Annotated in this window: 17 protein-coding genes and 1 pseudogene; 10 read left to right on the top strand and 8 right to left on the bottom strand. The window is 56.3% G+C overall.

Annotated elements, in window-relative coordinates; all coding sequences use genetic code 11:
- Window positions 1–78: 78 nt before the first annotated feature.
- The 3 genes from GRO01_RS05015 (at window position 79) to GRO01_RS05005 (ending at window position 4,556) form a co-directional block, all read left to right on the top strand.
- Window positions 79–492: a RidA family protein gene (locus GRO01_RS05015; protein ID WP_062508172.1), complete on the top strand. Its 414-nt coding sequence runs from the start codon at window positions 79–81 to the stop codon at window positions 490–492.
- A 160-nt stretch (window positions 493–652) separates the two neighbouring features.
- The gene (locus GRO01_RS05010; protein ID WP_231490142.1) at window positions 653–2,911 is read left to right on the top strand and encodes a TonB-dependent receptor; all 2,259 of its coding nucleotides are present in this window, start codon (window positions 653–655) and stop codon (window positions 2,909–2,911) included.
- A 28-nt stretch (window positions 2,912–2,939) separates the two neighbouring features.
- Complete coding sequence (locus GRO01_RS05005) at window positions 2,940–4,556, top strand: GMC family oxidoreductase (protein ID WP_197032596.1); 1,617 nt, start codon at window positions 2,940–2,942, stop codon at window positions 4,554–4,556.
- Window positions 4,557–4,584: 28 nt separating this feature from the next.
- Here GRO01_RS05005 and GRO01_RS05000 read toward each other — a convergent pair whose 3' ends face one another.
- The 3 genes from GRO01_RS05000 to GRO01_RS04990 are packed head-to-tail and all read right to left on the bottom strand — an operon-like array spanning window position 4,585 to window position 7,717.
- The gene (locus GRO01_RS05000) at window positions 4,585–5,262 is read right to left on the bottom strand and encodes a DUF1028 domain-containing protein (protein ID WP_062508168.1); all 678 of its coding nucleotides are present in this window, start codon (window positions 5,260–5,262) and stop codon (window positions 4,585–4,587) included.
- A gap of 40 nt (window positions 5,263–5,302) precedes the next feature.
- Window positions 5,303–6,460 (bottom strand): acetylornithine deacetylase, encoded by a 1,158-nt coding sequence (gene argE, locus GRO01_RS04995; protein ID WP_062508166.1) that lies wholly within the window; start codon window positions 6,458–6,460, stop codon window positions 5,303–5,305.
- A gap of 15 nt (window positions 6,461–6,475) precedes the next feature.
- Window positions 6,476–7,717 (bottom strand): flavin-containing monooxygenase, encoded by a 1,242-nt coding sequence (locus GRO01_RS04990; RefSeq protein WP_062508290.1) that lies wholly within the window; start codon window positions 7,715–7,717, stop codon window positions 6,476–6,478.
- A gap of 261 nt (window positions 7,718–7,978) precedes the next feature.
- Between GRO01_RS04990 and GRO01_RS04985 the strand changes: the two genes are divergently transcribed.
- A complete protein-coding gene (locus GRO01_RS04985; protein WP_062508164.1) occupies window positions 7,979–8,710 on the top strand; it encodes a class II aldolase and adducin N-terminal domain-containing protein in 732 nt (243 codons plus the stop codon).
- A gap of 54 nt (window positions 8,711–8,764) precedes the next feature.
- Here the strand turns inward: GRO01_RS04985 and GRO01_RS04980 are convergent, their stop codons facing one another.
- Window positions 8,765–9,709 (bottom strand): LysR substrate-binding domain-containing protein, encoded by a 945-nt coding sequence (locus GRO01_RS04980; RefSeq protein WP_231490139.1) that lies wholly within the window; start codon window positions 9,707–9,709, stop codon window positions 8,765–8,767.
- 174 nt (window positions 9,710–9,883) lie between these two features.
- Between GRO01_RS04980 and GRO01_RS04975 the strand changes: the two are divergent.
- Window positions 9,884–10,642, top strand: a pseudogene (locus tag GRO01_RS04975) (IS5 family transposase).
- 231 nt (window positions 10,643–10,873) lie between these two features.
- On the opposite strand, the gene GRO01_RS04970 reads toward GRO01_RS04975, so the two are convergent.
- Window positions 10,874–12,280: a coniferyl aldehyde dehydrogenase gene (locus tag GRO01_RS04970; RefSeq protein ID WP_141306833.1), complete on the bottom strand. Its 1,407-nt coding sequence runs from the start codon at window positions 12,278–12,280 to the stop codon at window positions 10,874–10,876.
- 100 nt (window positions 12,281–12,380) lie between these two features.
- On the opposite strand from GRO01_RS04970, the gene GRO01_RS04965 reads away from it, so the two are divergent.
- Window positions 12,381–12,989 (top strand): TetR/AcrR family transcriptional regulator, encoded by a 609-nt coding sequence (locus GRO01_RS04965; protein WP_062508161.1) that lies wholly within the window; start codon window positions 12,381–12,383, stop codon window positions 12,987–12,989.
- Between the two features lie 206 nt (window positions 12,990–13,195).
- Here the strand turns inward: GRO01_RS04965 and GRO01_RS04960 are convergent, their stop codons facing one another.
- A complete protein-coding gene (locus GRO01_RS04960) occupies window positions 13,196–14,128 on the bottom strand; it encodes an SDR family oxidoreductase (RefSeq protein ID WP_062508159.1) in 933 nt (310 codons plus the stop codon).
- A 150-nt stretch (window positions 14,129–14,278) separates the two neighbouring features.
- Between GRO01_RS04960 and GRO01_RS04955 the strand changes: the two genes are divergently transcribed.
- The gene (locus tag GRO01_RS04955; protein WP_062508157.1) at window positions 14,279–14,971 is read left to right on the top strand and encodes a type 1 glutamine amidotransferase domain-containing protein; all 693 of its coding nucleotides are present in this window, start codon (window positions 14,279–14,281) and stop codon (window positions 14,969–14,971) included.
- On the opposite strand, the gene GRO01_RS04950 is transcribed toward GRO01_RS04955, so the two are convergent.
- Complete coding sequence (locus tag GRO01_RS04950; RefSeq protein WP_062508155.1) at window positions 14,968–15,477, bottom strand: MerR family transcriptional regulator; 510 nt, start codon at window positions 15,475–15,477, stop codon at window positions 14,968–14,970. The two genes, GRO01_RS04955 and GRO01_RS04950, sit on opposite strands and share 4 nt — an antisense overlap.
- A gap of 97 nt (window positions 15,478–15,574) precedes the next feature.
- Here GRO01_RS04950 and GRO01_RS04945 point away from each other — a divergent pair, with 97 nt between their 5' ends.
- The 3 genes from GRO01_RS04945 (at window position 15,575) to GRO01_RS04935 (ending at window position 21,315) form a co-directional block, all read left to right on the top strand.
- A complete protein-coding gene (locus tag GRO01_RS04945; RefSeq protein ID WP_062508153.1) occupies window positions 15,575–16,411 on the top strand; it encodes an alpha/beta fold hydrolase in 837 nt (278 codons plus the stop codon).
- Between the two features lie 443 nt (window positions 16,412–16,854).
- The gene (locus tag GRO01_RS04940; protein WP_371857378.1) at window positions 16,855–19,251 is read left to right on the top strand and encodes a TonB-dependent receptor; all 2,397 of its coding nucleotides are present in this window, start codon (window positions 16,855–16,857) and stop codon (window positions 19,249–19,251) included.
- A 27-nt stretch (window positions 19,252–19,278) separates the two neighbouring features.
- The gene (locus GRO01_RS04935) at window positions 19,279–21,315 is read left to right on the top strand and encodes a phosphocholine-specific phospholipase C (protein WP_062508151.1); all 2,037 of its coding nucleotides are present in this window, start codon (window positions 19,279–19,281) and stop codon (window positions 21,313–21,315) included.
- Window positions 21,316–21,322: 7 nt separating this feature from the next.
- Here the strand turns inward: GRO01_RS04935 and GRO01_RS04930 are convergent, their stop codons facing one another.
- Window positions 21,323–22,267 (bottom strand): NAD-dependent epimerase/dehydratase family protein, encoded by a 945-nt coding sequence (locus GRO01_RS04930; RefSeq protein WP_062508149.1) that lies wholly within the window; start codon window positions 22,265–22,267, stop codon window positions 21,323–21,325.
- Window positions 22,268–22,277: the final 10 nt, after the last annotated feature.

Below are 22,277 nucleotides of genomic sequence, written 5' to 3'. Positions count from 1 at the left end.
CTTATCGCATCGAATTGCGACCATTGCTTTATCGCACCAAACTCGCATCAGGCGCGAAGAGTTTGAGGAAACAGTTCCATGCCCGTCCACACCCGAATCCGCCCCTTCAATACCAAGGCAACCTATCCCGAACAGAATCTCGACAATGATCTCTGTCAGGCCGTGGTTGCAGGAAACACCGTCTATGTCCGCGGACAGGTCCCCCAGGATCTCGACACGCGTGAAAATGTCGCCGTGGGCGACCCGGTGGGGCAGGCCCACAAGGTCATGGAAAACATCGCGCTCCTCCTGAAGGAATCAGGTTCCGAGCTGTCCCATATCTGCAAGGTCACGGTCTATCTGACTGATATCCGCTACCGCGAAGCCACCTACCGTGTCCTGGGACAGCACCTCAAAGGCGTCTTTCCCGTTTTTACAGGGCTGGTCGTCGTCGCTCTCGCCCGGCCCGAATGGCTGATCGAAGTGGACGTCATCGCCGTGATCCCGGACTGAACATACACCCTTCTTCAGCCCCTCCTCCCTAACGCAAGACCCGCATCATGCAGGTCATTCATGCCGAGGCACTGCCATGCAGACGAAATCCCTGCTTTCACGCCATTGTTTGCTTCTTTCCTCGACAGTTCTCCTCCTGGGAGGAGGCACGAAAACTGCCTTGGCAGCCACAGTCAAACACAGCGCCTCGGCTCATAACGCCCAGTCGGCGGCAACCCTGGCGCATGCCAAACGCACCTCCGTGGAAAACACGGGCCCCGGCGAAACAATCAGCGTTTCGGTCAGCCGCCACAGACCGGGCGGAGGCCTGATCAAGCGCGAAACCGCCGCCCGCTCCGTTAGCACCATATCCCACGAATTCATCGCCAAGCAGTCCCCCGCCTCCAACACCCTGGCCCTCGTCAATCTCTCTCCAGGCGCCAACGTCGCCATGGGAGATCCCTTCGGCGTCACCGATCAGTCCGCCGTCAGTGTCCGCGGCCTCAATCAGCAGGAAATCGGCTACATCTTCGAAGGCGCGCCGATGAATGACCCGGACAATTACACTCCCAATTCGTCGGAGTGGGTGGACAGTGAGAACATGGAAAGTGTCCAGCTTCAGCAGGGCGCGCCTGACATTGAAATGCCGACCGTTTATTCTGCGGGCGGGACGATGAATGTGCGGATACGCAATCCTGAATACAAACGTTCGGGGCAGGTTGATGTCAGCTATGGCACCCATCAGATGAACCGGCAGTTCATCCGTTACGATACCGGCGAGATCGGGAATACCGGTCTTCGTGCGTTTGCTTCCTTTTCGAACCTGACCAGCCGGGCGTGGCGTGGGCCGGGACGGAACAACCGTCGGCACATGGATTTCAAGGTTATCAAGGACTGGGCGCCGGAGAGCTATACTTCCCTGTCCTTCACGTACAACAACGAGAGTACCGCCTGGTACAGCACGCCTTCGCTCTCGGCATGGAACAAGAGCGGGCTTGGTGGCGGGATCAATCTGGATGGGACCTACAAGTTCGGTGATTCAAATTACTACAAGGGATTCCAGACGAACTGGACGGATTATCTGCTGAGCAGTCAGTCCCATTTCAAGCTGAATCAGCAGTTTTCCCTCGATGTCACCCCGTATTTCTATCACGGGTCGGGAAATTATCCGCTTGGCGTTTATACGGTTCCGACCAGCGGGACGTATTATGACGGCACGCAGCCGATTAATGGCCAGCTTGCGGGGAACACCTATTCCCAGGATGGCAATGTGGCCGCCAAATGGGACTGGTATGGGCGTGAGAGCTATACCGGACTGAATGCGGCCATGCATTACGATGCCGGGATCAATCATCTGGTGTTCGGGGCCTGGTATGGCTACAGCGACATGAATGTCAGCGAGCCGTTCTCGGGTCTGGACGAAGCCGGGAATGTTTCGAACTCGCTGCTCAAGCTGACGGACGGCACCGTCCTCAATGGCTGGCGGTATCACACGATCACACAGATGGTCGGGCTGTATGTCGGGGATGAGGTGCGGCTGCTTAATGACCGGCTGCATATCAATGTTGGCTTCAAGGAAGTCATGACCGCGCGCAATGGCACGCTACAGCAGCCTGGGCCGCAATATGCAGTCGGCTACAACTCGGCCGAACCCCTGCCGCGCATGTCGATCAGCTACAAGGTGAATGACAACATCCAGCTTTTTGCCAATGCGACGACGAGCTTCCGTGTTCCCATGGGGTCGGCATTCTACAACCAGTATAACAGCCCGTATGATGCAAGCCTTTACCAGACGGCCAATACGCATCTGAAGGACGAATACAGCATCGCCGAAGAGCTGGGCGCCCGGTACCATAACCGGTGGGTCATGGGCTCGGTGACGCTGTTCAACTACAACTTCGTCCATCACGCCATCAATGAATACATCAATGCCGTGCCCTACTTCCTCGACGCGGGCGGGATGACGTCACGCGGCGTCGATGCGGAACTCGGCTTTACGCCCTGGCATCATTTTTCGCCTTATGTCTCCGGTGAATATCTCTACGCCACCAATGACAACAACATCACGATCGGTGGTGTGACCTATGCAACGAAGGGCAAGATTGCGACTTCAGCGCCGCGCTGGATGGCGGCCATTGGCGTTCAGTATGATGACGGGACATTCTTTGGCAGTGTGTCCATGAAATATGTCGACAAGGAATACGGTACGTTCATGAATGATGAGCGTATCCCCGGTCACAAGCAGGTGGACCTGATGCTGGGAGCCCGTACCCATGACATCGGCTTTTTCAAGAAGCCGAACATCCGTCTGAACATCGTCAATCTGGGCGACACGCATTACCTGTCCGGCGTTTACAGCACTGGCGCTGTTGCGGGGACGTCCAATTACTACGTTGCACCTTCCTTTGCCTGCCTTGCGACCGTCTCCACAGGTTTCTGATGAACCGGATGTTCAGGAAAACACGGGTTTGACCATGCATAATGACCTGCCCCAGTCCTTTGACTTCATCGTTGTCGGTGCCGGCTCGGCGGGGTGCGTTCTGGCGAACCGCCTCAGTGCCGATGGCCGGTTCCGTGTCTGTCTTATCGAGGCTGGCAGCAGTGACCGGACGCCAAGAATAAAAATCCCGGCGGGAACGCTCACCCTCTACAAGAGCAGGCGGTTCGCCTACCAGTTCTTCTCTACGCCTCAGGAGCATCTTGCGAACCGTCGCATCCATGTTCCACGCGGAAAGGCACTGGGGGGGTCCACCACCCTCAACAGCATGATCTATATCCGTGGTGACCGCACGGATTACGACCACTGGCAGGCGCTTGGCTGTACGGGATGGGGATGGGACAGCGTTCTGCCGGAATTCCGGGATCTCGAACACTGCCACCGTCATCTTGACCCGGCTTTTCACGGCTTCAGGGGCGAACTGGATGTCACGACGCCCCGGGATGTTAATCCGCTGTCACGCAGCTTCGTGCAGGCCGGGGTCAGTGCCGGTCTGCCTGAAAACTCCGACTTCAATGGTGCGCAGCTTGAAGGCGTCGGGATCTATGATGTCACCCAGCGTGATGGCTATCGGCTCAGCGCCTATCGCGCCTTTGTCCATCCGATCCTGAACCGGCCGAATTTCACGATGATTGCCGATGCTCAGGTGCGCAATCTTGTTCTTGAGGCGGAGGTTGCGCGAGGGATTGTGATCGTTCAGGGCGGCGAAACACGGCTGCTGCGGGCGGAACGGGAAATCGTGCTCTGCGCAGGGGCCATCGGTTCCCCCCAGATCCTGATGGCATCGGGGATCGGGCGGAGCGAAGACCTCATTGCGGCAGGTATCTCGCCTGTTCATCATCTGCCGGGCGTCGGACAGAACCTTCAGGACCATCTGGACGGGCTTGTCACGGTTCGCTCGACCGATCACAGGACGCTGGGTTTTTCCGGGCGCTCCCTGCCGGCGGTGCTCAAATCGCCGTTGAAATTCCTCTTTGGACGCAAGGGGTGGCTGACCACCAATTATGTCGAGGCAGGCGGATTTGCCCGTACGCCCCTCGCCTGTGACAGCGTTCCCGATATCCAGTTCCATTTCGTACCGGGATATCGCAGCCCGCGCGGGCGGCTGTTTGAATGGGGGCATGGCATTGCGATCCATACCTGCGTTCTGCGGCCTAAAAGCCGTGGCAGCATCAGGCTGGCGACGGACGGTTCGAACAGGCCGGTCATTGATTTCAGTTTCGCATCGGAACCGCGCGATCTTGAGGTGCTCTGCGAAGGTATCCGATATGCCCGCAGGATTCTGGAACAGGCCGCATTTGATGGCACACGTGGAACGGAAATCGCGCCTGGAAAAGACGTGGTGAGCGATGGGCAGATTCTGGATTATCTGCGGCAGAGTGCTGCGACGGTTTTTCATCCGGCGGGGACGTGTCGCATGGGCGTGGATGAGGATGCGGTTGTCACGCCCCGTCTGAAGCTGCGCGGGATCGAGGGCCTGCGCATTGCGGATGCCTCGATCATGCCGACACTGATCAGCGGGAATACCAGCGCGCCCAGCATGATGATCGGGGCAAAGGCGGCGCGGATGATTCTGGAAGATGCCTGAAGGGGCGTCCTCCAGAAAAAAGGAGGCCTTACTGGTCCCCCGGTACTCCATAGGACGGTGCGGAGAGCGGATTGAGACCGCGGGTTACGTAATCACGCATCTGGGGCTGCCAGAGCGTCCAGAGATGGCGCAGATCCGCAATGGGGGCGTCACTCCAGTCTACCCTCAGATCCACCAGCGGCCAGCTCTGTTCTTCCACCACCATCAGTCCTGCGGAATGAACGGGGCCAGCCTCACCGCCTGCTTCGAGTCCGGCCTCCATGGCAAGGATCAGCCTTTCCGCCAGCTCCATGGACGGGCTGGAGGCGTTGAAGGCCTCTTTCATGATCTGCGGGACGTCCGGCCGGGACAGCATATTGCCGGCTGCGGCGACATTCGTTCCCGAAGCTTCGGCATGGCAGCCGAGCACGTTCTCACCGGCCCATAAGGCCGTGTTGCCCTGCCGGTCCAGAATGACAAGCTGACGGAACTCACGAAAGGTATTACCGCGCACCAGAATATCCCGGCATTCGCTGGCTGTTGCCCCCTGCTCCAGCAGGTCCAGCCCTGCGGGGCCAAGGCGGGGGTCCGTGATGTTCTGGGTTGCCACGACACCAACCCTGGCGCGGGCAAAGGCGCAGCGGCTGGCGACGGCCGGCGAGGAGGACGAAACGGCCATCCCGAACTGACCGGTCCGCTCACAGCGGGCGACAATGGAAAATGTCATCGGCGGTGCCTTTCATGAAAAGAGCGGCGTGCTGCGCCGCTTATCGTCTGAGATGTTCAAGGACCCCGTTCAGGAAACGCTCTGCGTCCGCCAGTTCGGGCAATGTGATGTATTCGTCGGCCTTGTGTGCGCGTGCAATCGAGCCCGGGCCGCAGACAATGCAGTCCATCCCCAGTTTTTCGCCCAGCAGCCCTGCTTCTGTTCCGAAATCGATGACGCTGACCTGGTTGCGGCCGGCTTCATGCAGGGCAAGGGAGCAGATATCGCTTGAGGGGGATGCGTTCAGGCCGGGATAGGAATTGATGATCCGGAGTTCGACTTCGCCACCACCAAGGTTTTCAACAGCCTTCCGGGATGCGTTTTCCAGCCATTCCAGATAGGGCGCGTCTTCATATCCGGGCAGCAGGCGCAGTTCTGCGGTGATCGTACACAGATCCGGCACGATGTTGAGAGCGGCACCTCCTGAAATCAGTCCGGCCTGCACGGTGGAAAACGGAACTTCGAAACGCCCGTCATGCCGTTCGGTCTGCCGGATGTGTTCCTGCAGGCGGGAGAGTGCCTCGACCATGTTGCTTGCCAGTGTGATGGCGCTTTTCCCGAGAAACGGGTTTGCCGAATGGGCCGCCTGCCCGCGGCAGATGATCTCGAAAGCGATCTTGCCCTTATGGGCGACGGCAACCTGCATCCCGGTCGGTTCGCCGACGATGCATCCGGCGACCTGAAGATCGCCGTCTTCGCGGATGCCCTCGATCAGGGAGCGTACCCCCAGACAGCCCAGTTCCTCATCATGCGAGATCGCAAGGTAGAGTGGCCGTTTCAGAGGAGGATGGTCTTTGCGGCCAGCCTTGCGGGCAAGGTGCAGCATACAGGCCAGAAAGCCTTTCATATCGCTGCTGCCACGACCGTAAAGCCGGTTTTCCCGCCGGGTCAGGACGAACGGGTCCGAGGACCAGTCCTGCCCGGTGACGGGGACCACATCCGCATGGGCGGACAGGACGATACCTTCCGCTTCCTGCGGTCCGACTGCGGCAAACAGGCTATAGCGGCCGGGGGCGTCTCCGGGAACGCGGCGTATCCGGGCCCCGGAGGCCAGAAGATGCGCTTCGATCCAGTCGATGATTTCACCGTTCGGCAATCCGCAGACGCTGGGAAAGCCGACGAGCGACGAGAGGATGGTCTCGATTTCGGAGACGGACACCGGGCGCCTCCGCCGTCAGCCTGCCAGAGCCAGACGACGGTCCGCGATATACTCTCCAAGGTAATCCGCATCGTGCCAGACTCCCCAGATGAACGGAGAGGCACGTCGTGACAGCCATGCCAGACCAAGGAAGTAGAGGCCCGGTTCGATGGAGACGCCGCGGTCGTGGCGCGGGGCCCCGCGGGTATCAAAGACGTCGATGTCGATCCAGCTGAAATCGAACTTGTAGCCAGTGGCCCAGATAACGGTTTTGATGCCGGCCTTTTCCAGATCGAGGCTCAGGATGGGGTCTGTGACGCAGGACGGAAATGCTCCGATAGCGCGTGCTTCCGGCTCTTCGGGGAGATCCAGTCCGTGCGCCTCGACATAGGCATCCGCGGCATCGAGCATTGAAAGGTAGTTGGCGTCGCCCCCTTCGATGTTCTTCTGAAGATCCCTGGCAAACTGGAGGCACCCGTTCTCAAAGGACTCGGTTCTGCCAACCAGGGTCATGCCGTTGGCTGCGAGATTGCGGAAATCAACCGTGTGGCCGCCATGCGCGCCGCTGACTGCGATGGTAACGTGTTCCGTATCCGGGCTTGGCACTTTCATGTCCCACAGTCCGAGAACGCCGAGCCACCATACGAAATCACGGCCGCGATAACGACGGGGCGGACGGTCATGGGGGCCAACGGACAGCCAGACGTCACGGCCGGAGGCGCGCAGTTCGTCCGCAATCTGGGAGCCGGATGAGCCGGCTCCGATGACCAGCACTCCGCCTTCAGGGATCTGCTGCGGATTTTTGTAGGTGTTCGAGTGCATCTGGAGCACGTCAAAATCCGCAGGGATGATCTTGGGGAAAGACGGCTTCTGGAACGGGCCTGTTGCGACTACGACATTCTTTGCCTTGATGGTTCCGTCTGCGGTTTCGGCTTCAAATCCCAGACCGTCTGCAGCTTTTTTGAGATGACGTATTTCGACCCCACAGCGGACCGGCATATCAATCTGCCCGGCATAGGCTTCAAAATATTCGACAAGCTGAGCCCGAGGAGCAAATCCGTCAGGAGCGGTTTTGTCGAATGTTCTGTTGGGAAAACGGTCATGCCAGGCTGGTCCGTTGGCAACCAGGGAATCCCAGCGCTCGGCACGCCATCTCTGGGCGATCTTGCCGCGCTCGACAACGAGATGTGGTACACCTCTTTTGCCCAGGTGCTCACTCATGGCCACGCCGGCCTGGCCAGCACCAATGATGAGGGTATCGACGGTTTCCGTTGTCATGCTGGACATTTCCTACTGGACTGACAGAAGAATTCTTCCACAACTCAGGAAGACCTCTCCGTTGTTGTATGGAAACGATATGCCTTGAGAAACAATCGAATTGATTATCGTTGCTTAGTCTTTTCCTAAGAGTTTTTGGGCGCGCTGCATCGGAAAAACCAGAAACTGCATTTGATAAATCCGTCTTTCCTGTCCTGGGCGCAGTCTCTAAAGGGTGAAGAATTCTGGAATTTCAGATCATCTTGTTCAGGAACCGATCCCATGACCGCCAATGACGAGAAACAGGCCCGGATTGATCTTGCTGCAGCCTTCCGCCTTGCTGCCCGGCTTGGCATGCATGAAGCTGTTGCCAATCATTTTAGCGTTGCAGTGTCTTCGGACGGGTCACGTTTTCTCATCAATCCAAAATGGCGGCATTTTTCACGGATTCGGGCGAGCGACCTTATTCTGGTCGATACCAAAGACCCTGAGAACATGGCGGCGCTCGATCTGGACCCAACCGCTTGGGCAATTCACGGGCAGTTGCATCGTCTGAATCCCACAGCCCGGGTGGCCATGCATCTTCACCCCATCTACAGCACGACAGTTTCCACCCTTAAAGATCCTACCATATTGCCCATTGATCAGAACACGGCCCGATACTTCAATCGTGTCGCTGTTGATACTCAATATGGTGGTATGGCGGATAGTGAGGCTGAGGGGGCCCGTCTGTCCTCTCTGCTGAAAGACAAAACAAGACTGATGATGGGCAATCATGGCGTTATGGTCGTAGCGCCTACCGTTGGGGAAGCGTTCGACGACATGTATACGATCGAGCGCGCCTGCCAGATCCTGATCACTGCCTATTCTACTGGCCGTGAGCTTTCTGTGCTGTCGAATGATGTTGCTGAGAGAACGGCCCGTGACTGGGAAAAAATCACGGATTTTTCCATCAGGCATTTCGAGGAAATGAAACTTATTCTCGATCAGGAAGAGCCAGATTACGCCGAGTAGCCTAACAGCTTTGAAATAGACATTGCTTTATTGAACAGAGCAACTGCTTCTGGATCAAAGCGGACTCATGCCCGGAATTGCATTATCGGAGATGGATGACCGGCAGTGGTCAGCAAAGAGGTCCAGCAGACGGGATTTGCGGACGCCCTGCCAGGTTGCCATTCCGATAACCATTGGGCGATGATCACCTGACAGCTTCACACGCACAACCTTTTTCCCGTCAAGCGCCATATCTGAACATGGGCGGACATTTGCAAGCGTATATCCGTATCCGTTGGCAACCATCGTCCGGACGACTTCCTGTTCAGCGGTTCGGGCGTAGATGTTGGGTTCCAGATCCTCACGGTGATAAAGCGCGTTGAAATACTGTCTGCTGAGGGGGAGGTCCAGGAAAATCATCGGCTCTGCAGCAAGTTCGGCCAGCTCTACAGATGTACGTTGCGCCAGATGATGGTTTTCGCTGACCAATACATGTGGCGGCAAACTTGCCAGAGGCGAAAATTCAATTCCAGGCGGAAAATGAAGATCGTAGGTGATCGCAATATCAATCTCAGCCTGCTTGAGTTTTTCAGCAAGCCATTCGTGATTCGAGGCTACCTGTGTGAATTCCGCAGCTGGATATCTTGCACAGAAACTATGTACAAGTTCAGGCATGATCATTGGCGCAAGTGTGACCATTGCGCCGACTGAAAGAGTGCCTCGAACCTGATCAGTGGTCTCTGCAGCCAGAGAATAGAGATTTTCGGCCATACATAAAATATGCTTGGCCTCTTTCATAAGAATTTGGCCAACAGAAGTCAGGGAAAGCCCCTGCGCGTGATGCCGAATAAAAAGCTGGACATTCAATTCGATCTCAAGATGAGAAATAGCCGTAGAGATCGAGGGTTGAGAAATTGAGAGCCGTTCGGAGGCATGTCGAATCGAACCTGCTTCTCCCGCTGCAACAAAATATTCTAACTGACGCAATGTATAACGCATAACAAGATTATAGCCCACCATGCTGAAAATTCATAATCAGAAAGCGACTGTTACGATAAGGCAGATAACAAAGAAGAAGACGGTGAGGAATCTATCATGGCGTGTATGCGATACGGCGCCAGTCCGTTTTCGTAGGCTCAGGCCCCATTGATATGGGCGGTCGGATGAGATTCAGGCTCAGTGAGGAGACTGAAGATGAGTAACCTGTACTGGCTGATGAACGAACAGATGGAGCGTCTACGGCCCTTTTATCCCGAAAAGCCATGGCAAACCTGGTGTTGATGACCGTCATGTGTTGAGTGGGATCATTTTCGTGAACAGAAATGGTCTGCGCTGGCGTGATGCACCCTGCAAATACGGTCCACACAAGACGCTCTACAATCGCTGGAAGCGCTGGAGTGCTCTGGGGGTATTCATCCGCATGATGGAAGGACTGGATACCGGCAAGGCAGAGCCTCAGACGATTATATTGATGTGACCTCTCTCAAGGCACATCGTACAGCTTCGAGCCTGCGGTTAAAAAAAGGGGCTCCAGGCCGTCTGATCGGGCGCACCGAAGGCGCGATGAATACGAAGCTACATGCCGTCACTGACCGGAGCGGACGCCCGCTCGATTTCTTCATGACAGCAGGCCAGATCAGTAATTATACCGGTGCAGCTGCCTTTCTGGGCGGCCTCCCTCCAGCCGAATGGATGCTGGCAGACCGGGGCTATGATATTGGCTGGTTCAGGGAGGCCGTGGAGGAAAAAGGAATCAAGCCCTGCCTTCCGGGCCGGAAATCCCGAGGGAAACCCATAAAATACGACAAGCGGAAAGACAAAAGACGCAACCGTATCGAGATCATGTTCGGCAGGCTCAAGGACTGGAGACGGGTCGCAACACGCTATGACAGATGCCCCACCGTATTCTTCTCGGCGATCTGCCTCGCCGCAACCGTCATCTGCTGGCTATAAGTCCTGAGCCTAAGATCGCCGCGCCGCCGTTACCCCTCAATATCTTCATGGCCAGTCGCTGACCAATCGCCTTTCCATCGTTCGTGCCTCCGCATGGGTGACCCAGCAGCATAGGCCGGATGATTTCCGACGCGTCAGGCGGGAGGCAGCAGTATCGGACCGCGTGGTAAGCTCTACATCGACGAGGCGCCTGATAAGGTCGGTGCCCCCCGATAAGCAGAACGAGCGTTGTCATCGCAGAATCAGATTTGTGATGGCGTCGGTGATCTTACCGAAGGGTGGCTTAAGCAACGTTGCCGCATTGAAACACCCTTGTCGGTATACACCACGGGCATGGGTAAGCGCGATGAAGCCTTCCTTTCCATGATACGCCCCGATACCACTGTTCCCTACGCCACCAAACGGCAGATCGTCCTGCACGTAATGCATCAATGTACCGTTGATGGTGATATTTCCCGAAACTGTGCGCTTTAAAAGCCTGTCGCGTTCAACACGGTTGTCGCCAAAATAATATAGGGCCAGAGGCCGGGGACGCGCATTGATGAAGGAAATTGCTTCATTAAGGTTTCTATAGGTCAGCACAGGCAGGACAGGCCCAAAAATTTCTTCTTGCATGACCGCCATTTCAGGTTTGACGTTCAGTATGAGAACCGGGGCAAGGACATGGTTGGCGGCTGAATCGTTCCCCATCCGGATAATCTGGGCGCCATGCTCCTCAGCATCACGGATCAAACCGCTCAGCCGCTCATAGTGATGCTGATTGAGAATGGCCGTATAATCGGGTGATCCTACATAGCCGCCCGGATATAGTTTTTTCACAGCGTTCTGCCAGGCGGTGGCAAAAGCGTCCCTGTCGTCTTCGTGAACCAGCACATAATCCGGTGCGATGCAGGTCTGTCCGGCGTTGGTCAGCTTGCCGAACGCTACCCGGTTTGCCACCCGCTGTATGGAAAAACCCGGTTCGATCACCACGGGAGACTTGCCGCCCAGTTCCAAGGTAACGGGGGTCAGATTGCGTGCCGCCGCCTCTGCGACTTTCTTTCCAACCGTCGTGCTGCCAGTGAACAGGATATGATCGAAGGGCAGAGCCGAGAACGCGGCGCCCACTTCGCCGTCTCCTGTAACGACGGAAACCTGCTCCACCGGAAACACGGCCCGAACGATCTCGCTGATCACCTCCGATGTGGCCGGTGTGAATTCCGATGGTTTGAGCATGACACGGTTACCGGCTGCAATGGCCGTCGCCAGTGGAACAAGAGCAAGGGAGACCGGATAATTCCACGGGGCGATAATCCCCACAACGCCCACCGGTTGCCGGATCACCCAGGCGCGACCGAACTGGAAATAGGCCGAGACGTGCCGGCGTTCCGGTTTCATCCAATGTCTCAGATGTGCGATCATGTAATTGATCGACTGCACCAGCGGGATCAGTTCCACGATGGCGCTTTCCCGCTCCGACCGCTGGCCAAAATCGGTTTTCAGGGCGCGTACGATCTTGGTACGTCGCTTCAGGATTTCGGCTTTCAGACGGCGCAGATCGGTCCGGCGCTGTTTCAGATCAGGTGGTCCGGTATTCAGGAAAGCGGCACGCTGGCAGTCGAGAATACGGTGCAGGTCAGCAGGCGTAACATCGGACATTACGTCCTCCATGTTTACAGGAGAAACTTGTAACGGCAAAATATGAAGCACGACGATCTGGTGTCAATGAAAGTTTCTTCTGTAAACATGAGCCTCGCGAATGAGTGAACCCAAGGACCGCCCTTACCATCACGGTGATCTGCGCCGTGCGCTGATTGACACCGCGCTTGCCATGCTGGCCGTAGACCAGAACTGGGCCTTCACCCTGCGGGAAGTGGCGCGACGTACAGGCGTCAGTCACGCAGCACCCTACAAGCATTTCCGTGATCGCGAGGTGCTGTTGCGGGAACTGGCACGGATTGGTTTCGTCAGGCTTGAGGAGACCATGACAGAGGCCATGTCCCCAGCTATGCCTTCCACGCGCGCGCAATTCGTGGCCGCAGCGCAGGCCTGCATCGGGTTTGCGTGTCAAAATCCTGCTCTTTATCGGCTGATGTTCAGTTCCGATGCCGACAAGACGATGGATCCGCAGCTTCATGAGGCGGCCATGAGCACTTTCGGGATTCTTCTGGGTCTTCTGGACAAGGGACAACGCAACGGAAGCTTCCGGCCGGTTGCTGTCAGCGCTCTGGCGGCGGCAAGCTGGGCGCAGGTACACGGCCTGGCCATGCTGGAGATCAATAAACAGTTGCTTGAAGAGAAAGTCGGGTCATCGCCTGTCCCAGCTGCACTGGACGTGCTGCTTGATGGCATGTGCTGCACAGATTGATCGGGCCACCGCGCGACGTTCGCCTTCCGGAGCTGGTAATGCTTTTACCTGATGCCCGAGATGAGGCGACTACAGCCTATCTGTTGCCATTCACAGAGCAGATAGGCTGTTTGGGGAGGGAACGGAAGGCCCGCTATCGGCCTTGGGGAGTCAGGGGCACACACATCATCGAACTCCTCCTGACCATAAAGGTCTGAAGGAAAGCGTCATCTGCCTTTCTGCTCCCTCCCGATCAGTTCCAGACCCTCTTCATAGGTCGTGACAGAAAACTCTGGGAAATGATGCTTGAATTTCGCTGAATCAAAAAGATTGTCCTGTTCATAACGCGGGAGCAGTTCTCTGATCTCCCGGACCTGTTTTGAAAAAATGCCTGCGATGATCAGCGGCCACTTCCCTATGACCGAATAAGCAGGCGTCCGTCCGAAGGCCCTGCTCGCCATGGCGACAAATGTCTTATAGGTCGGCCGGTCATCACAGCATGGGAGATGCCAAGTCTGCCCGAAGGCAGCCGGTGTATTGCCCAGGGTTGCCAGTGCACGGCTCGCATCCGGCGTCCAGATGAGAGTTCGGCGCGTATCGTCACGGACAGGAACCAGAGGCCTTTTGCCGGTTTTCAGCCTGTCGATAATCAGGGCATTGGTAAAGCTTTGTGTTTTCCCCGGGCCATAGAATTCCGGGGCACGGGCGATGAGCACGGGAATGTCTCCCCGCGCCATTTCTTTCAGGACCATGGATGCCATTGCGGCGCGGACCCGCCCTTTCTGGCCAACGGGAGCGAAGCGGGTTTCTTCCGTCTGAAGCTGATTGTCCTGCGGATACATGTAGGTATTGTCGAAATAGGCAAAGCTGGCGCCAGCAGTCCGGCAGGCCTGCAAAGCATTCTTCAGCATGACGGGAAACCGGTCTTCCCAGAGTTTGCTGTCCGGAGGCAGACCGGCTGTGAAATAGACGATGTCGCTGCCTTTCACCGCTTCGGTTGTCTGTCGGACGTCCATCAGGTCCGCAGCCATAAGAGTGTCGTCTTCATTGACCTTGCGGGGGTTGCGGCTCACCAGGCGCAGGTCACGCGTATGATAATGATTCAGGCTCCGCGCCAGTTCGGTGGCGATCTGACCGTTTGCGCCAAGAATTGTCTGCATATGTCTTAGCCTCTGGTTGTCTGACAGATGAGGGACATGCAGCTTAACGTTCGAGTCAGATTTAAGGTCAAACAGGAGATTGACCTTCAGCCAGGCTCGAACGTTACAGGATGGGTGTTTGAGTACCCTGCCACATGAAAGGGACCCGTCATGAACCGCCGTATCCTTCACGTTGCCACCAACGTCGCTCATTTCGACAATCCTGCTCATCCTACCGGATTGTGGCTGTCGGAACTGACCCATGCTTGGGATGTGTTTGCTGCCAAAGGTTTTGAACAGCACATTGTCAGCCCTCGGGGCGGGAAGGTTCCGCTTGAACCCAAGGCTTTGAAGTGGCCCCTGTGCGATCAGTCGGCCAAAGCCTGGCTGAACGATCCGGTAAAAATGGCTTTACTGGACTCTACGCAAAGCCCTGATGATTTGCGGCCCGAGAATTATGATGCGATCTACTTCACCGGTGGTCACGGCGTGATGTGGGACTTCCCGGACAGTGAAGGTCTTCAGGCCATCACCGACGCGATCTGGGAAAAGGGCGGCGTCGTATCCGCTGTCTGTCATGGATATTGTGGGCTTCTGAACATCCGGCGTGCGGATGGTTCTTTTCTGGTGGCCGGCCGAAAGATCACCGGTTTTTCATGGACCGAGGAGAAACTGGCAGGTGTTGCGCGCGAAGTTCCTTATAATGCGGAAGCACAGGTGAAGGCACGGGGCGCGATTTACGAAAAGGCACTCCTGCCATTCATGTCCCATGTCGTGAGCGATGGTCGACTGGTAACAGGGCAGAACCCCTTTTCCGCTAGGGCAACGGCAAGGAAAGTCGTGGCGCTTCTGGATAAGGTTTAACGGGATGCCGTCTTTTTGCGGCGGCCAGGGCTTACAGACTGACGGCGGTCCTTTGTATCCAGAAGGCGGATATCGCCCGACGTAACGTCAAGGGCTTCGGGGTGGTCCGCAAGCATGTTCGTCAGGACACGATGCGCATTGGCTGCACAGTCCATGTCGTCGGGACGCTCCTGAATATCCTCAATCAGACGGAGCAGATGTGCTCTGCTCTGCGTCAGGCGCACCTGAAGCGCTTCGATATCTACGATCTTGCGGGTCAGGGCATCCATCAGCGCAGCATGATCCCAGTGTGTCAGATCAGAGGGCAGCAGGGTGCGGATTTCGTCCAGTGTAAACCCGGCCCGCTGCGCTGTGGTGATAAGACCCAGGATCATCACGGCCTGCTGCGGATAGGTCCGGTATCCGTTGGGACGACGCGCGACCGTCTTCAGGAGTCCGATGCGCTCATAGAAGCGGATGCGCGAGGGTGTCAGTCCACTTTGCTGTGCCAGTTCTCCAATCTTCATGATTTACCCCCGGTCATGAACGCAGCTTGACCTTGAAGTTAGCTTCAAGGTTAGGCTCTGACCAGTATCCCGTTATTGATCAGCCAGGAGGCGTATCATGTCCTTTGTCACCACATCTGACGGTGTAGAGATTTTCTATAAGGACTGGGGATCGAAGGATGCCCAGCCGATTGTTTTCCATCATGGCTGGCCGCTGAGCGCCGATGACTGGGACGCGCAGATGCTGTTCTTCCTGAGCAGGGGATTTCGCGTTATAGCGCATGACCGTCGCGGTCACGGACGGTCGGCACAGGTAAGCGATGGTCATGACATGGACCATTACGCAGCCGACGCCTCGGCTGTTGTGGAACATCTCGATCTGCAAAACGCCATCCATATCGGACATTCAACAGGCGGCGGACAGGTTGTCCGCTATGTCGCGAAATATGGTCAACCTCAGGGGCGTGTTGCCAAAGCTGTGCTCATCAGCGCAGTGCCGCCTCTGATGGTGCAAACGGACCGCAGTCCTGAAGGTGCTCCGATTGAAGTTCTTGACGGACTGCGGGCCAGACTGGCAGCCAATCGGGCACAGTTCTTTCTCGATGTTCCCACAGGACCGTTCTACGGCTTCAACCGCACGGGAGCTGAGGTTTCCGAAGGGGCGATCCGCAACTGGTGGCGTCAAGGCATGATGGGCAGCGCCAAGGCCCATTACGAGGGTATCAGGGCCTTCTCCGAAACGGATCAGACCGAGGATCTGAAGGCCATCACAGTGCCGGTGCTTGTGCTGCAGGGCGATGATGATCAGGTCGTACCTTACAGAAACGCGGCTGTCCTGCAGGACAGACTGCTTCAGGACAGCACGCTGAAAATCTATCCCGGTTATCCGCACGGCATGCACACGACACATGCAGACATCATCAATGCCGATATTCTGGCGTTTGTTACCGATTGAAGGCCACTCCGCACAATCTCATTTTTAAAGATCGGCAGGTGTCAAGTTTGTCTTTTCGCCTGCCTCATCCTGAAGTCAGATATGTAAATATTTACTCTAAATGACCGTTTTCTGATCACAGTACATGCTGCTTGTTGGCGTCCTGCGGCCAATTTTGGAAGTAAGCAAACCTGTGCCTTGCGCCTTTATTATTGCCATTAATAAATCATCACTTTGCCCGAGAATATAAACGCCACAACCGTTATATTCTGGTTATGAGCCCGATCCCAACGCGGAATACTATTTTTAGTATAACGGATAGCGAAGATATAATTCTATAATAAATAACATTTAATCAAGTATAACATATATGAAATATATTTGTCATCAAACTATTACACGACATCACAGATCCGCGAACATAAGGTTCGCCGCGTTATCACCGTCCGAATTTTACATTCCTGATGCCGGAAAAACGCGAAATGAAAAAGAATGGTGTCCTGCTCACCACCTGCCTGAGTTCATTAATCTTTTACAGTGCCAATGCGGCTCCACTGCCTGCAAAACCAGCCGTGCACGGAAGTACTTCCCGGCCCAAGTCATCCGCACAAAAACCTGTCCGCAAAACCAGCGGTACTGACTCTGCAATTTCAAACAAACCAGAATCAATTGTCGTTCTTGGCTCCGGTGCCTCCCGTGAGACACAAACCCTGTCTCATACCGCCCTGCAGGAAGTTGCTCCTGGCACAAGTCCTCTCAAGACGCTTTCCAGACTTCCCGGCGTCATGTTCACGTCATCAGACCCGCTGGGTTCTTATGAATGGTCGCAGCAGATCATCATCCGTGGGTTTGACCAGAGCCGCCTGGGCTTCACGATGGATGGCATTCCGCTCGGAAATCTTGCCTATGGCAATGATAACGGCCTTTCGATCGGGCGCGCCCTGCAGACCGAAAACAACGGACCAGCCACGCTCGCCCAAGGCGCCGGATCGGTCGGCGTCGCTGCATCAAACGATCTTGGTGGCGCACTCGAATTCACGTCCATTGATCCCAGCACGAAATATGGTGTGGACGTTGCGGGAACGGTTGGATCTTACGGAACCTGGCGCACATTCGCCCGCGTCAATTCCGGCACATTACCAGGCGGGGGCCGACTGTACGTTTCGTACAATTATCAGGATGCCAACAAATGGAAGGGTGATGGCATTCAGCAACAGCAGCAGGCCAATGCCAAGTACATTCAACCGTTGGGAGAAAAGGTCAAGCTGACCCTTTTCGGCGACTACAGCCAGCGCGCGGAAAATGATTACCAGGATCTGTCCCTGCAATTGATCAACAGCAAGGGCTATAACGTCGATAACGTCACGAACAATTATGGTCTGGCCAAGCAGATCGCCACGGCTTACCAGACAGGTACGGCCTTCCCACAGGGCATCAGCAATCAGGATCAGTCCTATTACAACTCTGCCGGCCTGCGCCAGGACGCACTGGGCTATGGACGTCTGGATTTTGACATCACCAGCCGCCTCAAGGGCTACGCGACAGTTTACGGACATACCAATACCGGCGAGGGCATTTACGCGACACCTTACGAACCAACACCGGACTCATTGGGCGGTTCGCCTCTTTCAGTGCGTACCACCGAATATGATATCCACCGTGAAGGCTTCATCGGTGGCCTGACATACAAGATTGCCCACCACACGATCGAAGGCGGGTTCTGGTTTGAAAACAATGATTTCGAACAGGCACGCCGTTTCTATCCATTGAGCGCTGACAAATATACCGGCAGTTCTGTCCACTGGTTCCGCAACAATCCCTTTGCAACCCAGTGGCAGAGTGCTTTCAATACCAAAACCTATCAGTTCCACCTGCAGGACACCTGGCAGATCACGCCGGCCTTCAAGCTGAATTATGGCTTCAAATCGCTGGTCGTCGATAATCATGGCCGCCAGCTTGAAGGCAATTATATGGGAACACCTGTAGCCAATACCTATGCTTCGGGCTCCATCACCTCAGCGAACGGGTTCCTTCCGCAGCTCGGTGGCAATTACCGGATTAACCGTCACAACGAAATCTTTGCCGATTTTGCCCGGAACATGGCAGCGTTCGATAATTCCACGACAGGCGCAACCAGCCCGTTTGCCATGACGACCGCAGCGTATGCAGCGGCCAAAAATTCGCTGCATCCGGAAATGTCCTACAGCGAGGAAATCGGCTACCGCTATCACGATCATCGCATCCAGGCGTCCCTGACCGGCTATTACATCGAATTCGAAAACCGGCTGGCATCCATTTCGCCTGTCTCGAGCGGAACGAACGTGCAGGGTTATGCCAGCATCCTGAGCAATGTGGGTGGTGTCACGGCACGCGGCATCGACGCAGCGTTCAATTACCATTTCACCGATAACTGGTCGATTTACGCCTCCTACGCCTACAACCAGTCCACCTATGACGACAACCTAACGACCGGCGGCGTGACATACGCGACCAAGGGCAAGAGCGTTGTCGCCATGCCGCGCAATCTGGCCAACGTGCAGCTCAGCTACGACGACGGCTCGATTTGGGGCAATGTCGGCATGCAGTATCAGGGCCGCAGAACCTACACTTACACGAACGACCAGTGGATCAAACCGAACGATATCTTCAACCTGAATGTCGGCTATCGCTTCCACAGCCATAACTGGGTGCTGCATGGTCTGGATGCCCAGATCAACGTCACCAACCTGTTCGACAAACGCTATGTCGCCACCGTCGGCAGCACGGGCTTTGCCGTCAGCGATCCGACCGGCAGCCTGCAGACGCTTCAGGCCGGAGCACCCCGTATGGTGTTCTTCACCCTGCGCAAGCACTTCTTCTGATCGCCCGCTTTTACGGATGACGCCCTGATGCCACGTTCCCCCAGCCGTCGACAGTTTCTCCGGTTCGGTTCCGCCACTGCGGCGGCAGCCCTCCTGCCCGAGAACCTGAAGCGTGCGCTCGCCATCGCGCCGCACACCGTCACAGGCACGATTCAGGACGTGGAACATGTCGTCATCCTGATGCAGGAAAACCGGTCTTTCGATCACTATTTTGGCTGTCTCCAGGGGGTTCGCGGCTATGGCGATCCCCGTGCCGAACATCTGCCGGATGGCAGCAGTGTCTTTGCCCAGCCGGACGGAAAAGGAGGTACCGTCCTCCCGTTCCTGTTCAACACGGCCCATACATCCAGCGCCTGCCTCGCCAGCCTCGATCACAGCTGGAAAGGGACGCAGACCGCATGGAACGACTGGAATACATGGATCTCCCACAAGGGGCCCATGACCATGGGTCATTTCACACGCGCGGAAATTCCCTACTATTACGCCCTCGCCGACGCCTTTACGATTTGTGACGCCTATCACGCCTCCATTTTCGGCCCCACCAATCCCAACCGTCTTTTCCTGTTTTCCGGAACAAGTGGTCTGGCCGTCGGCAATTCCGGCAAGCAGGCGATCGAGAATGTGGATGACGGGAACTGGTCGGCCGATATGGCCCATGACCATCCCGATTTTACACCCTTCCGCTGGGAGACTTACCCGGAGAAGCTTCAGGACGCGGGCGTTTCCTGGCGGGTTTATCAGGAATATGACAATTTCGGCGACAACCCGCTGGCCTCCTTTGCACAGTTCCGCAACCTCGACCCGACATCCTGGCAGTACCGCGGGGCGCGTCAGATCGTGCCCGGTTCCACCGAAGCCGACATGCACACCACCGAAGGCCGCTATCTTGTGGCCGAATTTGAACGCGACGTCTCGGAAGGCCGCCTGCCACAGGTTTCATGGATCGTACCGCCGACAGCTCTGAGCGAACATCCCAATGCTCCGCCTGGATACGGCGAACATCTCATTTCCCGGCTCATGGACGTCTTTGTCCGTCATCCCGAAGTCTGGTCGCGCACCGTCTTCATTCTCAATTATGACGAGAATGATGGCTTTTTCGATCATATGCCGCCCCCCATCCCTGCCCTGACGCCGGAACAGGGTGGCGGAACGGTTCCGACATCCGGTGAGGCATACCACGAAGTCCCGGTTGGATTAGGGCCGCGCGTGCCTGCACTTATCATATCGCCCTGGACAAAAGGCGGCTGGGTTAATTCGCAGGTTTTCGATCATACGTCCGTTCTGCGCTTTCTCGAAGCCAGATTTGGAGTCAGGTGTCCGAACATCACGCCGTGGCGTCGAAGTGTCTGCGGCGACCTGACTTCGGTTTTCGACTTCGCGCAGACAGATCGGACATGGACTGCGGACCTGCCCCGTACGGACTCCTATCTGCCAGACACGCGCCGGTCCTGTCAGCTTCCCCATCCCGTAGTCCCGACGATACAAAGGCTGCCCCGCCAGGAAGCGGGACAACGTCGCGCACGGGCTTTACCATATCAGCTGCAGGCAGACCTCCTCTCACCACAAACCCTCAGTCTGGAAAATACGGGCGCACAGGGAGCCGTATTTCGCATTCGCACAGATGGGATCACGCGTCATTACACGCTCGACGCCCAGACGAGCCTGTCCATTCCCCTAACACTCTCCGATCATGACGCAGTCACGCTCCACGGCCCTAACGGTTTCTATCGCCGCTGGCAGGGAAAGGAACTTCCGGAAACCACGCTCCGGCACGATCCGCACCTGGATGTCCTGCTTCTGTCGCTTAGCAATACGACGCACGCACCCAGGATTTTTCATATCAGGGAGGAATACAGCGCCTCCGAACGAACAGTCGCCCTGCCTCCTGACAGCACTCTGACCACACAATGGTCCATTGCAGCAGCGGCACACTGGTATGAGCTGACAATTCAGGCAGCCGGGGCCTTTCAGACAACAATAAAACTGGCTGGTCATATCGAAAACGGACAACCGAGCCTGACAGATCCACAAATGTCTATGTCGGCTGGACAGCTTTCCCAGTAAAAACTGGTCAAAACCGGGAGAGGCAGGTGCTAGGCGTTTCGTTCAGTATGCTGAGCCACGGAAGCTGCCTTGGTCTGAGGTTCAGCGACTGAAGGGCTTTCCGGTTACATGCTCCTGTCAGGCTGTTCTGGAAATAGACACTTTCCTCACCCAGGAGATGAAGAGCTTTTCGCTTGTCGAGACAGGGAGGAGCACTGGCACCGATCCAGTCTGCATAAGCTGGCAGCCAGTCAGACATTTTCGTCGGCTGGTTATCTATAACGTTGTAGATACCGGCTGGCGCAGTTAGGGCCGCAACGGTTGCCTGTGCAGCGTCATCCACATGAATAAATGAAAACGTGCTGCTCCCCCTGCCAATCAGCGAGACATCTCCTCGAAGAAGATGGCGACTGAAAGCACCGTCAGGCCAGTACCATGTACCGGGGCCATAGAAGAACCCATAGCGCAACCCGATCCCTTCCATCTCCTGTGTACTTGAAACCCGCTGCTCCAGCAGGGCATACATGCGTGCACTGGCACCGATAGTCCCTGGAGCATTGATCTTCAGCGGCGACGCTTCTGTTGCAAGTCCGTCTCCGCCGTCCAGATAAAATCCGGACAACTGCTGGACGTAACGTTGCACCTGAAATGTCCGGGCTGCCTCGAAAAGATTGCCACCGCCTTCCAGCCGCAGTCGGCAATCAGCAGGCAGGCGCTGCGGCAGATCGAAAGGACTGGACGGCAGGGAAGTCAGCTGGTCGATCACCACGTCCGGACGGATCTGCTTGATGAGTCCAAAAATATTGGCACGATCAAGGGCATTACCTGTCACAGGATGAGCACCAAGCTTTTCTATCGTTTCCAGGCTGTCGGGACGATGTGCCAGCCCCCAGACCTCATGCCCGGCATTGCGCAAACGGCTGATCAGCGGACGACCCAATGCGCCACTGGCCCCGGCTAAAAAGACCTTCATGGTGTCATTA

This window comes from Gluconobacter roseus NBRC 3990, from assembly GCF_006538885.1.
GTDB classification, from domain to species: Bacteria; Pseudomonadota; Alphaproteobacteria; order Acetobacterales; family Acetobacteraceae; genus Gluconobacter; species Gluconobacter roseus.
This window is presented reverse-complemented; position numbering and strand designations above follow the sequence as displayed.

Coding starts and splice junctions, on each gene's coding strand:
- GRO01_RS04970 (WP_141306833.1), bottom strand. CDS start 12,280: ATGTCCGATGTTACGCCTGCTGACCTGCACCGTATTCTCGACTGCCAG.
- GRO01_RS04960 (WP_062508159.1), bottom strand. CDS start 14,128: ATGCAGACAATTCTTGGCGCAAACGGTCAGATCGCCACCGAACTGGCG.
- GRO01_RS05000 (WP_062508168.1), bottom strand. CDS start 5,262: ATGACATTTTCCATTGTCGCCCGCTGTGAGCGGACCGGTCAGTTCGGG.
- GRO01_RS04980 (WP_231490139.1), bottom strand. CDS start 9,709: ATGGTGGGCTATAATCTTGTTATGCGTTATACATTGCGTCAGTTAGAA.
- GRO01_RS04950 (WP_062508155.1), bottom strand. CDS start 15,477: ATGAAGATTGGAGAACTGGCACAGCAAAGTGGACTGACACCCTCGCGC.
- GRO01_RS04990 (WP_062508290.1), bottom strand. CDS start 7,717: ATGACAACGGAAACCGTCGATACCCTCATCATTGGTGCTGGCCAGGCC.
- GRO01_RS04955 (WP_062508157.1), top strand. CDS start 14,279: ATGAACCGCCGTATCCTTCACGTTGCCACCAACGTCGCTCATTTCGAC.
- GRO01_RS05015 (WP_062508172.1), top strand. CDS start 79: ATGCCCGTCCACACCCGAATCCGCCCCTTCAATACCAAGGCAACCTAT.
- GRO01_RS04945 (WP_062508153.1), top strand. CDS start 15,575: ATGTCCTTTGTCACCACATCTGACGGTGTAGAGATTTTCTATAAGGAC.
- GRO01_RS04965 (WP_062508161.1), top strand. CDS start 12,381: ATGAGTGAACCCAAGGACCGCCCTTACCATCACGGTGATCTGCGCCGT.
- GRO01_RS04940 (WP_371857378.1), top strand. CDS start 16,855: ATGCCGGAAAAACGCGAAATGAAAAAGAATGGTGTCCTGCTCACCACC.
- GRO01_RS04935 (WP_062508151.1), top strand. CDS start 19,279: ATGCCACGTTCCCCCAGCCGTCGACAGTTTCTCCGGTTCGGTTCCGCC.
- GRO01_RS04985 (WP_062508164.1), top strand. CDS start 7,979: ATGACCGCCAATGACGAGAAACAGGCCCGGATTGATCTTGCTGCAGCC.
- GRO01_RS04930 (WP_062508149.1), bottom strand. CDS start 22,267: ATGAAGGTCTTTTTAGCCGGGGCCAGTGGCGCATTGGGTCGTCCGCTG.